General features: G+C 66.7%; 2 protein-coding genes. Both read left to right on the forward strand.

Going from position 1 to position 2,456, the window contains the following annotated elements; all coding sequences use genetic code 11:
- The coding region (locus HMPREF2716_RS13715) for an acyl-CoA dehydrogenase C-terminal domain-containing protein (protein ID WP_070621923.1) at positions 1-1,307 on the forward strand (1,307 nt) is incomplete at its 5' end.
- Positions 1,308-1,579: 272 nt separating this feature from the next.
- The coding region (locus tag HMPREF2716_RS13720; RefSeq protein ID WP_177343801.1) for an acyl-CoA dehydrogenase family protein at positions 1,580-2,456 on the forward strand (877 nt) is incomplete at its 3' end.

Consider the following 2,456-nt stretch of genomic DNA (forward strand, 5'->3'; position numbering starts at 1 on the left):
TGACCGAGCCGCACTGCGGCACCGACCTGGGCATCATCAAGACCCGCGCGGTGCCGAACGCCGACGGCAGCCATGCGATCAGCGGGACGAAGATCTTCATCTCCGCCGGCGAGCACGACCTGAGCGAGAACATCGTCCACCTGGTGCTGGCCAAGCTTCCCGATGCGCCGGCCGGGACCAAGGGTATCTCGCTGTTCATCGTGCCGAAGTTCCTTCCCGACGCCGAAGGTAACGTGGGCGCGCGCAATGCGGTCTCCTGTGGCTCCATCGAGCACAAGATGGGGATCAAGGCCTCGGCCACCTGCGTGATGAACTTCGACGGCGCCACCGGCTACCTGATCGGCGAGCCGAACAAGGGCCTGCACTGCATGTTCACCATGATGAACCACGCCCGCCTGGGCACCGGCATGCAGGGCCTGTGCCTTGGCGAGACCAGTTACCAGGGCGCCGTGCGCTACGCCCGGGAGCGCTTGCAGATGCGCTCGCTGACCGGGCCGAAGGCGCCGGACAAGCCGGCCGACCCGATCATCGTGCACCCCGACGTGCGGCGCATGCTGCTGACCATGAAGGCGTTCAACGAAGGCAACCGCGCGCTGGCCTACTTCACCGCCCAGTTGCTCGACACCGAGCACCTGTCGCAGGACGCCGCCGAGCGCGAGCGGGCCGCCGACCTGCTGGCCTTCCTGACACCGATCTGCAAGGCCTTCATGACCGAGACCGGGCAGGAGGTGACCAACCTCGGCATGCAGGTCTACGGCGGCCACGGCTACATCCGCGAGTGGGGCATGGAGCAGTTGGTCCGCGATTGCCGCATCGCACAGATCTACGAAGGCACCAACGGCATCCAGGCCCTCGACCTGCTCGGCCGCAAGGTACTGGGCAGCCAGGGCAAGCTGTTGCGCGGTTTCACCAAACTGGTCCACCAGTTGTGCCAGGCCCAGGCCGAGCATCCGCAACTGAAGGGACAGGTCGCGCAACTGGCGGCGCTGAACGCGCAGTGGGGCGAACTGACCCAGCAGGTGGGCCTGGCGGCGATGAAGAATGCCGACGAAGTGGGCGCCGCCTCGGTGGACTACCTGATGTTCTCCGGCTACGTGACCCTGGCCTATTTCTGGTTGCGCATCGCCCTGGTGGCGCGCGAGAAGCTGGATGCCGGCAGCGGCGAGGCCGCGTTCTACGAAGCCAAGCTGGCCACCGCCGACTTCTACTTCAGTCGCCTGCTGCCGCGCACCGCGGCGCACGCCGCGGCGATCCAGGCCGGCGCGGCGGGCCTGATGAGCCTGTCGGCGGAGCAGTTTTCGCTCTAGCGGCTGCCGGGGCAGGGGCGCGGCGCTTCTTCCCCCGGTTTCTCCCGCACCCGCCGGGCCCGTCGGACTCCCGGCGAACTCGCTCGAGCCCGCGAAAAGCGGGCTTTTTCATGCCTGTCGCATAGAAGACCGATATAGACTTTCCGGTCACGACGTGACGCTACAAGTCCGAAATGTTGGTGGTGTAGACTCGGCCGCGGCACGCCTTTCGTGCCTCCATTTTGTTGCCGCTGGCCCCCGGCCGGCGATCGGTACGATCGAGGATTCCCCACATGGCTGATTACAAAGCTCCGCTGCGCGACATGCGCTTCGTCCTCAATGAGGTGTTCGAGGTCTCCCGGCTCTGGGCGCAACTGCCGGCGCTGGCCGAAGTGGTCGACGCCGAGACCGCCGCGGCGATCCTCGAAGAGGCCGGCAAGGTCACCGCCGGTACCATCGCCCCGCTGAACCGTCCGGGCGACGAGGAAGGCTGCCAGTGGAACGCTGGCGCGGTGAGCACCCCGGCCGGCTTCCCCGAGGCCTACCGGACCTACGCCGAAGGCGGCTGGGTCGGCGTCGGCGGTGATCCGGCCTACGGCGGCATGGGTATGCCCAAGGTGATCTCGGCGCAGGTCGAGGAACTGGTCAACTCGGCCAACCTGTCGTTCGGCCTGTATCCGATGCTGACCGCCGGCGCCTGCCTGGCGCTCAATGCCCATGCCAGCGACGAACTGAAGGACAAGTACCTGCCGAACATGTACGCCGGTATCTGGGCCGGTTCCATGTGCCTGACCGAGCCGCATGCCGGCACCGACCTGGGCATCATCCGCACCAGGGCCGAGCCGCAGGCCGACGGCTCCTACAAGATCAGCGGGACCAAGATCTTCATCACCGGCGGCGAGCATGACCTGACCGAGAACATCATCCACCTGGTGCTGGCCAAGCTGCCCGACGCCCCGGCCGGGCCGAAGGGCATCTCGCTGTTCCTGGTACCGAAGGTGCTGGTCAACGCCGATGGCTCGCTGGGCGAGAAGAACAGCCTGGGTTGCGGCTCCATCGAGCACAAGATGGGGATCAAGGCCTCGGCCACCTGCGTGATGAACTTCGACGGCGCTACCGGTTGGCTGGTGGGCGAGGTCAACAAGGGCCTGGCGGCGATGTTCACCATGA

The organism is Pseudomonas sp. HMSC076A11 (genome assembly GCF_001810205.1).
Lineage (GTDB): Bacteria > Pseudomonadota > Gammaproteobacteria > Pseudomonadales > Pseudomonadaceae > Pseudomonas > Pseudomonas aeruginosa.